This is a genomic window from Shewanella sp. NIFS-20-20, from assembly GCF_019209865.1.
GTDB lineage: Bacteria > Pseudomonadota > Gammaproteobacteria > Enterobacterales > Shewanellaceae > Shewanella.
The window spans coordinates 1-10,120 of the sequence record NZ_JAHUTT010000087.1 but is presented as its reverse complement, the minus strand read 5'-3'; the positions used below and the strand labels follow the sequence as shown (position 1 = coordinate 10,120).

At 46.7% G+C, this 10,120-nt stretch carries 10 protein-coding genes; 4 read left to right on the top strand and 6 right to left on the bottom strand.

Annotation, left to right across the window (positions count from 1 at the left end; genetic code table 11):
• Positions 1-605 precede the first annotated feature (605 nt).
• The 4 genes from KU855_RS17915 to KU855_RS17900 form a co-directional block, all read right to left on the bottom strand.
• Positions 606-1,799: an NAD(P)/FAD-dependent oxidoreductase gene (locus KU855_RS17915; RefSeq protein ID WP_218532448.1), complete on the bottom strand. Its 1,194-nt coding sequence runs from the start codon at positions 1,797-1,799 to the stop codon at positions 606-608.
• Between the two features lie 171 nt (positions 1,800-1,970).
• Positions 1,971-2,987 (bottom strand): NAD(P)H-dependent glycerol-3-phosphate dehydrogenase, encoded by a 1,017-nt coding sequence (gene gpsA / locus KU855_RS17910; protein WP_218532445.1) that lies wholly within the window; start codon positions 2,985-2,987, stop codon positions 1,971-1,973.
• Between the two features lie 6 nt (positions 2,988-2,993).
• Positions 2,994-3,479: a protein-export chaperone SecB gene (secB, locus tag KU855_RS17905; RefSeq protein ID WP_218532443.1), complete on the bottom strand. Its 486-nt coding sequence runs from the start codon at positions 3,477-3,479 to the stop codon at positions 2,994-2,996.
• A gap of 152 nt (positions 3,480-3,631) precedes the next feature.
• A complete protein-coding gene (locus KU855_RS17900; RefSeq protein ID WP_218532440.1) occupies positions 3,632-4,066 on the bottom strand; it encodes a rhodanese-like domain-containing protein in 435 nt (144 codons plus the stop codon).
• A gap of 265 nt (positions 4,067-4,331) precedes the next feature.
• Between KU855_RS17900 and gpmM the strand changes: the two genes are divergently transcribed.
• Genes gpmM through KU855_RS17880 form a run of 4 tightly spaced genes read left to right on the top strand, consistent with a single transcriptional unit; the run spans position 4,332 to position 9,000 of the window.
• Positions 4,332-5,876, top strand: a complete 1,545-nt coding sequence (gene gpmM / locus KU855_RS17895; RefSeq protein ID WP_218532438.1) for a 2,3-bisphosphoglycerate-independent phosphoglycerate mutase — start codon at positions 4,332-4,334, stop codon at positions 5,874-5,876.
• A gap of 9 nt (positions 5,877-5,885) precedes the next feature.
• On the top strand, positions 5,886-7,025 hold the full coding sequence (locus tag KU855_RS17890) for a peptidoglycan DD-metalloendopeptidase family protein (protein ID WP_218532436.1): 1,140 nt from the start codon (positions 5,886-5,888) through the stop codon (positions 7,023-7,025).
• Positions 7,026-7,043: 18 nt separating this feature from the next.
• On the top strand, positions 7,044-8,246 hold the full coding sequence (locus KU855_RS17885; RefSeq protein WP_218532434.1) for a S41 family peptidase: 1,203 nt from the start codon (positions 7,044-7,046) through the stop codon (positions 8,244-8,246).
• On the top strand, positions 8,200-9,000 hold the full coding sequence (locus KU855_RS17880) for a divergent polysaccharide deacetylase family protein (RefSeq protein WP_218532431.1): 801 nt from the start codon (positions 8,200-8,202) through the stop codon (positions 8,998-9,000). Before KU855_RS17885 ends, KU855_RS17880 begins: the two co-directional genes overlap by 47 nt.
• On the opposite strand, the gene KU855_RS17875 is transcribed toward KU855_RS17880, so the two are convergent.
• Positions 8,992-9,426 carry an Rrf2 family transcriptional regulator gene (locus KU855_RS17875; protein WP_218532428.1) on the bottom strand — a complete coding sequence of 145 codons (435 nt, stop codon included), beginning with the start codon at positions 9,424-9,426 and terminating at the stop codon, positions 8,992-8,994. The genes KU855_RS17880 and KU855_RS17875 overlap by 9 nt on opposite strands.
• Entirely contained in the window at positions 9,417-9,689 is a 273-nt protein-coding gene (locus KU855_RS17870) for a YkgJ family cysteine cluster protein (protein WP_218532427.1), read from the bottom strand. Before KU855_RS17870 ends, KU855_RS17875 begins: the two co-directional genes overlap by 10 nt.
• Positions 9,690-10,120 lie beyond the last annotated feature (431 nt).

The window sequence follows — 10,120 nt, the reverse complement described above, 5'->3', positions numbered from 1 at the left end:
TAGCTAACGTCAAGGCAATGAACAAAGTCATAAGACTAGGTATGCCTGTTAGTTACCGAGTTGAGTAATTAGAGTAAGTGTCATTAGATCAGTACGTTACGTGAACCATTTGATCAACAACGCCCATGATAATAGGTTCGTTCGTTTTTGGATGCCTTGGGTGCTCTACACCCAATATTTTAGAGATTTTCTGAGTCAGATTTAGAGGAAAAAGAGGAAACTGCTCTCTGATGTCAATCACCCGATCTGAAAACTCTGCAAGATAAAAGTGTTCACTTTCAATCGATGACATCATATGGTGATGTCTTTGTGACTTCCGACCATGGATTATTGAGCGCGTTCCTTGAGATTTTACATCCTGAACCCTAAGCCAAGGCTTATACTCAGAGCCTTGGCCGATCCCATACTTATTCTTTAATGCTCGCTCGAAATCCACTGAAGATTCAAGCTTTCGCCCACGCCCCATATTGTGTCCAAGACCGCTGCATACTAAGAGTATCATCCTAATATCAGACGCATCTTACGGGCAAACTTTATTGTCTCAAAACTCCCTTATGGGCAAACTATTTTGCTTACGGGCAAACTTTATTGTCACTACACAACCGCTAGACGATTTCCCCTGCCGCATAGCCACTAGACCAAGCCCATTGGAAGTTATAGCCGCCGAGCCAGCCGCTCACATCCACGACTTCTCCGATGAAATATAACCCAGGTTGACGCTTAACTTCCATGGTTTTAGATGAGAGCTCATTGGTATCAATCCCCCCCAGAGTGACTTCAGCGGTGCGATACCCCTCGGTACCATTGGGCGCAATTTGCCATTGATGCAAATACTGGCTCAAATGCTGAATGTCGGCCTTACTCAGTTGGTTCAAGGTCTTCTCAGGTAACTCCCCTAATTCCGTTAACCTTTCCACTAAACGCTTAGGTAGCAATCGGCTTAGTGCATTTTTAAATGACAATTTTGGTGATTCTTGAGTGATTGTATTCACCCACTGAACAAAATCATGCTCTGGCAGCAGATTAACGCAAATTCGCTGCCCCGGTTTCCAGTAAGAAGAAATCTGCAATACCGCCGGACCACTTAATCCGCGATGGGTAAACAACATGGCCTCTTTAAAACGTTGGCCCGACTCTGCCGTGATCACTACTGGTAAGGCAATCCCAGATAACACTTCAAACTTGTCTTTATCCTCGGGTTGCAATGTAAAGGGAACGAGAGCCGCCGAGGTGGGTAAAACCTTAATGCCAAACTGTTCAGCCACCTTATACCCAAATGGCGTGGCTCCCAGTTTCGGCATCGATAAACCGCCAGTGGCTATCACTAACGATTGGCTGACAAAGGTGCCCGCTGAAGTGTCGAGCTGATAGTCGCCCTGCTGACCAACATCAATCTTATTGATGTCAGTACGCAACTGAATAGTGACTCCCGCCCACTCACATTCCGTGGTGAGCATGGTCACGATCTCTTTGGCACTGTCATCACAAAATAGCTGGCCTAAGGTTTTCTCATGAAAATGAATACCATGGCGCTCAACCATTGCAATAAAGTCAAACTGGCTAAAACGGGCTAGCGCCGATTTAACAAAGTGAGGGTTGCTACATAAATAGGCACCAGCATCGGTATGATAATTGGTAAAGTTACAACGACCTCCGCCGCTAATGAGAATTTTACGTCCCAATTGCTTGGCATTATCAAGCACCAATACCTTACGGCCGCGATAACCGGCCGTCAGGGCACACATTAGCCCAGCAGCTCCTGCGCCGATAACAATGACATCATAATGGGTTTGCGACATAACAACTCTCACTCTAGCGCTGCATTTACAAGGCGGAAACAAACACTATCGACTCAATTTAGGGGGCGTATATTGTCATTCAGTGACAACGAAGCGCCCAAACTCAAGCCAAAATAGAAAATAAAAAGGATGCTATGTTAGCATCCTTGAATCGACAGTCTAGCGCCTGACTCAGTTGGTCGAGGTTTCAGACTTGCGCTCGCGGGCCAATAGCTCTGCGGCGGCATCAAACGGCGATTTACCTTCGTATAATACTTGGTAAATTTGCTCTGTGATGGGCATTTCAACCCCCAGCCGCAGTGCCAGAGTGTGCACCTCTTTAGTATTGCGATAGCCTTCAACCACTTGGCCAATTACTTGTTGGGCGGTTTCGACATCTTGCCCTTTACCTAACGCTAAACCAAAACGGCGATTGCGCGATTGGTTATCGGTACAGGTCAACACCAGATCACCTAAGCCAGCCATGCCCATAAAGGTTGCCCCTTGTGCGCCTAACGCCTCGCCTAAGCGTGACAGCTCAACTAAGCCGCGAGTGATCAGGGCGGTACGAGCATTGGCACCAAAGCCAATACCATCAGACATGCCAGCGCCAATGGCGATAACATTCTTGACAGCGCCACCGAGCTGCAGACCAATAAAATCATCATTACCATAAACGCGCAAACGTTTTGGGCTATGCAGCAATTCGATGAGATCTTGAGTAAAACTCGCATCCGTACCCGCCACGGAGATGGCAGTCGGCAAGCCTGCGGCTAACTCTTTGGCAAAGGTCGGCCCCGACAATACGGCCAAGGGATAAACATTGCCCAGAACATCGTGCGCCACATCTTGGAGTAAACGGCCGGTCTCAGGCTCTAAGCCTTTAGTGGCCCATACGATACGACTATCTTGACGCAATAGCGGCTTGGCCTGCGCCAATACCAAACCAAATACGTGGCTCGGTACAACCACCAATACATTGCGGCTGGCACTTAATGCTGTCGCAAGATCAGCTTCTGGCACCAGTAAGTCAGGCAAGGCGATACCTGGCAAAAACTCACGGTTTTCCCGATCGTTTTGCAAGTTTGCCATATGCTGTGGCTCATGACCCCAAAGTAAGGTTTTATGGCCATTACTGGCGAGAGAAATGGCAAGGGCGGTGCCATAAGAGCCCGCCCCCAATACCGTGATATCGGCAGTGTCTTTCATAAATTATTAAGCGTTAGCTTCTTCAGTTGTGGCCTGCTCTGACTCACCCTGACGCTGTTGCACATATTGGGCAAACAAGGCGTCAAAATTAACTGGCGCTAGGTTCAGCTGTGGGAAAGTACCACGCGCAACTAAGCTACCCACTAATTCACGGGCATAAGGGAACAGGATATTAGGGCAGTAAGCGCCAAGAGAATGAGCTAATTGAGGCTCGGTTAATCCAGAAACAGAGAAAATACCAGCTTGCTGAACTTCGCACAGGAAGGCAGTTTCATCGCCATTGGTGGCCGTGACCGTTAACGATAGAACGACTTCAAACACATCGTAAGCAAGCTTGTTGCTACGAGTATCTAAATCCAGTTTGACTTCAGGTTGCCATTCTTTTTGGAACACGTTTGGACTATTTGGCGTTTCAAATGACACGTCCTTAGTAAAGATACGTTGAATTTGAAATTGCGGGGCTTGTTGTTCGTTATTGATTGCTTCAGCCATGGTGCTATTTATCCTATCAATGTGTTTCCGGTATTTTATATACCTTGGGTTTAATGATAATAACTGAATTTCAATCAGCGAAACTCAGAACCATCCCAGGTTTTTGGTTGTCGACCTCGGCGATATTGGGCGTTAGTCGACAATGTACAAATTTAGCGTTTACTTTTTTGTACTGGTAAATTAGCCGATTGCCACTCACCCATACCACCTTTAAGGTTGTAAACCTGCTCAAAGCCTTGCGATATGAGCAGTTGAGCAGCCTGAGATGATGTCATGCCAGCGCTACATACCATTACTATGGGGCTGGTTTTGAACTTTTCAAGGCTAGTGGCTTGGTTATTTTTTATATCGGCCATCGGCACATTTAACGCGCCAGCAATATGACCCTTTTTAAAATCTTCTTTACCGCGAACATCAATAACTTTAGCGTCTTGACGATTGATCATCATGGTCAGCTCATGGTTGTTGACATTCTTGACCTTGGACAGGCTAGATTTCACCATAGTCACCAATAAGGCAATAAATAAACCCACCCAAGCCAAACTTAACATAGGGTGTGCTTTCAAAAATTCGATATATTCTTGCATCTGTCTCTGCCTGTTGTTATCAGCAAATGGAAATTATCAGGTCGCAGAGTATATACCCAAGCGGCCCTCGCTGGCGAGTTTAGGACAACAATTCCCCCAACAAGATAGTGATGACAGCTTTGCCAAGCCCTATGAAATCAAAAGCAAGTCTCGTTAGCTGAAAAAGTCGATAATACTAATCGTGCAACTTCCCTTTGTCACCGGCCGCTAAAGTAGTAAGATTTATCCAGTTTCGATTGCTATTTCACCATGCTAAGGAATCACCATGTCCGCAGTAAATCGCCCGCTAGCGCTACTCATTCTTGATGGCTGGGGCTATCGCGAAGGCACGCACATGAATGCCGTGTACCATGCCAATACCCCCGTGCTGGATAAACTTTACCAGCAATTTCCCAATAGCCTAATTTCAGGATCTGGTTTAGATGTCGGTTTACCCGACGGTCAAATGGGTAACTCAGAAGTTGGCCATATCAATATTGGTTCTGGCCGCGTGGTTTACCAAGAGTTAACTCGAATCTCAAAAGCCATTGCCGATAATGAGTTTGAACAAAATCCAGCCTTATGCCAAGCCGTGGATCGGGCCACTGCCGCCAATGGTGCCGTTCATATCATGGGATTGTTGTCACCGGGTGGGGTACATAGCCATGAAGACCATATTGAAGCCATGTGTAAGATGGCCGTAGCCAGAGGCGCTAAGCAGGTGTACTTACATGCCTTCCTCGACGGTCGCGACACTCCGCCGCGCAGCGCAAAAGCCAGCTTAGCTCACTTTGAACAGTTATTTAGCCAATTAGGCACGGGGCGAGTGGCTTCGATCATTGGTCGCTACTTTGCCATGGACCGCGACAATCGCTGGGATCGTGTCACCCAAGCTTATGATCTGATCACCACAGGCCAAGCTAGCTATCAGTATCCGAATAGCGTAGCTGCCCTCGAGGCCGCCTACGCTCGCGACGAGAACGATGAGTTTGTTGCGGCTTCCGCCATCCACGATGCTCACGGCCAAGTTGCCCAACTACGCCACGATGACTCTCTGATTTTTATGAACTTCCGCGCCGATAGAGCCCGTCAAATTACCCGCGCCTTTATCAACCCAGACTTCGACGGATTTGAGCGTAAGGTATTTCCTAATTGCCAAGTGGTGATGCTGACTGAATATGCCGCTGATATCAAAGGAGCGATTGCGTTTCCCTCCACTGATCTGGTCAATACTTTGGGCGAAACCCTACAAAACCAAGGGTTAACTCAACTGCGCATCTCTGAGACTGAGAAATATGCCCATGTCACCTTCTTCTTTAATGGTGGCAAAGAAGAAAACTTTGCCGGCGAAGATCGCATCCTGATCAACTCGCCGAAAGTGGCCACCTATGATCTCCAGCCAGAGATGAGCTCGACCGAACTCACGGATAAATTAGTGGAAGCAATTGAATCCGCTAAGTATGATGTCATCATATGTAATTACCCTAATGGCGATATGGTTGGCCATACCGGTAATTTTGATGCTGCAGTATCAGCATGTGAAGCCGTAGATGCCTGCATTGGTCGCGTCGTTAGTGCCTTGCAGCAAGTGGGTGGTGAATGCCTGATCACTGCCGACCATGGCAATGCAGAGCAAATGGTAGATGAAACCACTGGCCAAGCACATACTGCCCACACCAGTGAGTTAGTACCTTTCATCTACGTTGGCCGTGATGCCACCATAGATAACGGTGGTCGCTTAAGCGATATTGCGCCAACAATGCTCCAGCTTTTAGGGCAAAATATTCCTGCAGAAATGACAGGCAAGCCATTGATTCATTTAAAAGAGTAACGCTAAAACGTGAGCTTTTTACCTAACATAAAAGCCTGCATTATCGCAGGCTTTTTTATCCTAGCATCGCCTACTGAAGCCAATGAGCTAAGTCGTCGCCAAGCTGAACTAAAGCAGATCCAGCAAGAGATCAGCAAGCAACATAACGCGGTAAGCAAGACCACCAAGCAACGCCAACAACTCCAAGCCTTGCTTAAGCAAGATGAGCTTGCCATTGCTGCCATCGCCCGCAAGGCGGCCAAAACCCGAGGGCAGCTCGCTGACACCCAAAAGCAACTCGAACAACTCAATAGCCAGTTTGTTGAACTCAATGCCGCCCAAGATAAACAGCAAAAAACCTTAGCAAAGCAACTGTCTGGCGCCTATTTAGCGGGTAATCATGACTACAGTAAAATGCTGCTAAATCAGCAACAACCCGCCACGATTGAGCGCATGTTGGCCTATTACCAATACCTCAACAACGCTCGCATTAGCGCCATCGAAACCCTAAAACAAACCGTGGCAGATTTACAGCGGGTACAACAGCAACAGCTCGCACACCAAGACCAACTGAATCAATTGATATTGACCCAACAACAGCAACAAGAGCAACTCGCCAACGAGCAGATCCAACGCCAACAAACCCTGACTCAATTGCAGCGCACCCTTAATAGCCAAGGCGCACAGTTAGAACAATTACAACTAGAAGAAGGCAGCATTAAGCATTTAATGCAACAAGCGACCAAAGTCATGGATGCCCATCCCAATATGGAGGGGTTGGCAAAATCGAGAGGCAAACTGGCATGGCCTGTGAACGGCAAAGTGCAAGCGAGCTTTGGCAGCCAACGTTCAGGCCGAGTCAACTGGAAGGGCGTATTATTGAAAGCACCTGAAGGGAGAGTGGTCGAGGCGATTGCATCAGGTAAAGTCATCTACGCCGACTGGTTGAAAGGCTTTGGAATGGTTTTAGTGGTCGATCATGGCCAAGGCTATATGAGTTTATATGGCTATGCGCAAGCCTTGCTAAAGAATGTCGGTGATAGCGTCGCCAAAGGCGAAAGAGTCGCGTTAGTTGGACAATCCGGTGGTCAAACAGAGCCTGGCCTATACTTTGAAATAAGGCATAAGGGACAAGCCATAGATCCTGCAAATTATTGTCGGAGAAAATAGTCCCTCAATGGGGGCTAAATGACATTTTTCCGAGCACTGTGTCTGCTGAGTGTTGGCTTTTTAGCTGGCTTAACCCTGAGTTATTGGCTACCAAAACCCGCAGAACATCGCCCAGATAAACTCACAACCAGCGTCATTGAAGACGTCATAGAAACAGTACAAACCTACTATGTCGATTCGCTAACAGAACAGCAACTCACCGATGCTGCCATTAAAGGGATTTTTAGCTTACTCGACCCCTACTCCAGTTATCTCACCGCCGAGGATTTACAGCTCCTAGAACAAAGCAATCAAGGTGAGTACTTTGGCTTTGGTTTCGAAGTGGCTGTGGATGAAGATGAACATGTCATCCGTATCTTAACGCCATTTCATCCATCCCCTGCCGCCACTGCAGGCATTATGGCGGGGGACATTATTACTCATTTTGCCGGCCAACCCGTAAAGGCAGCCTTGCTCAATGACTTTTTATCTAACGTCCGCGCGCACAGTAACCAACAACAAAGCATCGACTTGACTATCGTTCGGCAAGGACACACCTTCAATGTTGAGATCAGTCCTGCGCCCATTCAAATAGAGTCGGTATCGGCCATGAAATTAGATGGACGGATTGGTTACCTCAAAATTACCCACTTTCAAACTAACACTGCTAAGACCATTGAAACTCACCTGCGCCAATGGCAGACCGAGCCCCTAAAGGGACTTATCATCGACTTAAGAGACAATCCCGGTGGTTTATTGGATCAATCCATTCAAGTGGCTGATTTATTATTAAATAAAGGTCGTATTGTCTCGACAGCTGGGCGTTATTTTGCTGCTAATTCTGATCATACCGCCGAGGATTTTAGTTTAAGTAACAGCCAGCCCATACTGGTATTAATCAATCAAGGTTCAGCTTCTGCAGCCGAAGTGCTGGCCGCTGCACTACAAGACAATCAGCGCGCCTTACTGGTGGGCGAAACCAGTTTTGGCAAAGGCACAGTGCAAACCGTGATCCCAAGCGTCATCAATAACAGCGCAGTAAAACTAACAATTGCCCGTTATTTTACTCCCCAAGGTAGCAATATTCACCGTAAAGGCATTGAACCAGACATAAAAATCGACCATAAGGGTATGTTAGAGGGAAATAATATGCATATAATCGGTCATTCTCCCAATAATAAAGAAAAACAACCAGATGAGATCTTGGCTGCCGCAGTCAATTGGTTCAACAATTCGCCTTAAACGGCACATTACCGCAGTAATTTGCAGCCTTTGCTGTCTGTTATCGACCCCAGCCCTTGCCGGGCAAGTCGCTATCATCATTGATGATATTGGCTACCGCTACACCGATAACAATGTCCTTAAACTGCCCTCATCTGTGACCCTGTCAATACTGCCTCACACTAAAATTGGTGGCCAATTAGCTCAAATCGCTCATCACCAAGGTCATGAAATCATGGTTCACTTACCCATGCAGGCCTTGAATGGCCAAAAACTGGGACCCGGCGGCTTAACCAACAATATGACTGAAGAGCAAATCAAACAGTCAATACAAGCGTCTGTGCGCAGCGTCCCGAATGCCGTGGGTGTCAACAATCATATGGGGAGCTTACTGACTCAGTTGGCCGATCCGATGGCATGGGTGATGCAGGAATTAAAGCAGCAAGAGCTCTTCTTCGTCGATAGTATTACCACTCGCTACAGCAAAGCGGCAGAGCAGGCCAACCAGCAAGGGATCCCCTTATTAACTCGGCAGGTATTTTTAGATAATCGACTGGATACAGAATCGTTAGAAAAACAATTTTCACAGATGATCAATATGAGTCATCAGCAGGGCTATGTGGTGATGATTGCTCACCCTCACCCACAAACAATTTCCTTCTTACAAGCGAACTTACATCGCCTCAATCAAGAGGGCATAAGTTTGGTGCCTGTCTCTATGCTGCTGCCTTATAAGTTAGCCTTGAAGCAAGCGCAGACTAAACCGTCAAGCTAATGAGGGTAGCAGCTGCACTAACTGGTCTCGATTAACAACCATGTCTTGCAAGCTATACTGATCCAACACAGCTAAAAAGGCAACGACTGCCTGTGCCAAAATACCTTTAAGCTTGCAACCATTGACCAACTGACACACAGGTTGATGACAATCAATAAGTGTCATGGTCGGTTCTAACTCTCTAACGAGCTTGCCAATATTGATTGCGTCAGGCGACTTGGCTAGTTTGAAGCCACCATTTTTACCACGGATAGTCTGCAGATAGCCCAATTTACCTAGGTTGTGGATAATTTTGGATACATGGTTTGGCGACAAATCAAATACTTGTGTAATTTCAGCAATGCGAAATAATTCATCGCGGTTAGGTTGAATAGCCAAATACATTAATGTACGCAATGCATAATCAGTATAACGAGTTAATTGCATCTTATCTCACCAGTTCCTGTCATCGTCTCAAGCTCAGTAATCAACCACAGAGCATCGGCATCAGATTGGCCACACACATCAGCACTTGCAGCAAAATCGCCACACACCTGTGGCCGCAAATCAGAGCCAAACAATAAACATAAATTATTATCATCAAGTTGGATGCAGCGCACGCCAGCGGGTTTGCCTTGTGGCATCCCCGGAATGGAGGTTGAAATACTCGGGGCAATACAACAAGCCCCACAACCTAAACGACATTGCATGAATAGCCTCACACCAAAGAAATTACGACCCGATAACCATTAGACGGTGATTATACTCGGATTCCTTCCGAAGTTCAGTATTCAAACAAATGGAATATGGCGGGATATATCAAGCACAGTAGCAACCCGTGTTTATCTAATTGCCGAGCTTGCTACACATATAAACGCTCTTGATGTGCATTAATTATGACCACCAAAAGCCTATTAAGTTCGCATTGAATACATAAGATCATCCTTACCAACGTATTCGCTGCAGGTGCCAATGTTGTATTGTACGGTTTTCAGACAATCTAGCGCATGAGATAACGAAAAAAGCCCGTTACATCAGTAACGGGCTTATCTCTTATTAGGCGCCTGGAAATGACCTACTCTCGCATGGGGAAGCCCCACACTACCATCGGCGCGACTGCGTTTCACTTCTGAGTTCGGAA